This is a genomic window from Photobacterium minamisatsumaniensis, from assembly GCF_050336695.1.
Classification (GTDB): domain Bacteria; phylum Pseudomonadota; class Gammaproteobacteria; order Enterobacterales; family Vibrionaceae; genus Photobacterium; species Photobacterium minamisatsumaniensis.
Map to the genome: position 1 here is coordinate 1 of NZ_JAKJSI010000107.1, position 1,256 is coordinate 1,256.

The 1,256-nt window shown below is 36.4% G+C and carries 1 protein-coding gene and 1 pseudogene; both read left to right on the forward strand.

Annotated elements, in window-relative coordinates; all coding sequences use genetic code 11:
• Positions 1-220 precede the first annotated feature (220 nt).
• On the forward strand, positions 221-913 hold the full coding sequence (locus L4D78_RS28235; protein WP_428469992.1) for a hypothetical protein: 693 nt from the start codon (positions 221-223) through the stop codon (positions 911-913).
• Between the two features lie 127 nt (positions 914-1,040).
• Positions 1,041-1,256 (forward strand): annotated as a pseudogene (locus tag L4D78_RS28240) (hypothetical protein); the annotation flags it as partial.

Genomic DNA, 1,256 nt, shown 5'->3' on the forward strand with positions numbered 1-1,256 from the left:
GATCATGATTTAGAATTCGTTGAAAATGTACAAGATAGTGCACTTAAAAAGTTAATAATTGAGATGCGAGATCTGTAGACCTTCTTATAACAAAAACATCAAGTTGACACGTTTTACTCCGCAGTTTTGGTATGAAGTTTAGTGTACTTGGTGGGTTAGCCGTGGTGCAACTTATGTTAGACGTTAGGTTAATTAAATTTTAGCCAATTAAGGATCAAGGATGGATGAAGATTTAACGTTATTGAATGATTTTAATGAACTGGCTGGTGAGCAAGCAACAATTTATGGTAGAAATTACATATATGATACGGACGGTGCATACTCGGTTGGGTTTTATCGGTTGTGCGAAGGTTTAGATAGTTCTACTGGAATTTGTAAACTGAAATACTTAGGTGTTTTTAATGGTGGTCGCTTTTTTGATGAAGTTGAACCAGAAAAATCAGGCTTTGTACTTTCTAGCAGAGATTCAATAATTGAAGGCTATCCGATGTCGAAAGACACAATTTCGGTAGGTCAGTTCAGAGTTGAATACAGATCGACTCATATTTGCACGGATATTCATAATTCACTTCTTCCTTTCCCCCGGTATTGGGAGTCGGATTTTGAAGTCATTAAGTTAAACTTTCCGGAGGAGGCACAAAAAATATCGGAACTGTTAGATCAAAGAATATCGTATTTGGCAAAAATTCAAGCATCTAAAGGTTATAAATCAGCATGGGTTTATTATAGGTTTCTTGAAAAATCTGAATTTTTAACTTCTGTTATTAATGGAAATATTTTAAGAAATACATGCTATTTCTTTTGTCCAGAAGTTTATTACAATAAATACTCATCTCGTGTAATGTCAATGTCAGTGAAGGAAAGAGCTGAGTTACATAGAAATCATGTACCTAATTGGAATCGCTGGGATTAACCTAACAAGGCCATCAAGGTGATGCATTACACTCGGCGGTTTGGGTATGGAGTTCAGTGTGCTTTGTTGGTTCAGCGTGGCACACCTTATGGCGGCGTTATATAAATCGTAAAATATGAAGGTGTACATGCTAGAAATTTCTGAAAATGCCATTTTGATTCGAATTAACCGTCTTTACGATGAAGCTTTAAGTGCTGCGGAATTATATGAAGCAACGCGTGGAGTATGGGTTATTGGCTCGCGTAGAGAGAAAGTTGAGTTAGCATTAACTGTTTATAAAGGTGAGATAAAGGAAGTCTATCTAGTTTCTAGTTGGCATCCTGCTGGTTCAACACCATATGAA

What these genes read in the sequence shown, in the direction of transcription:
- L4D78_RS28235 (WP_428469992.1), top strand. Translation starts at nt 221, where the DNA reads ATGGATGAAGATTTAACGTTATTGAATGATTTTAATGAACTGGCTGGT.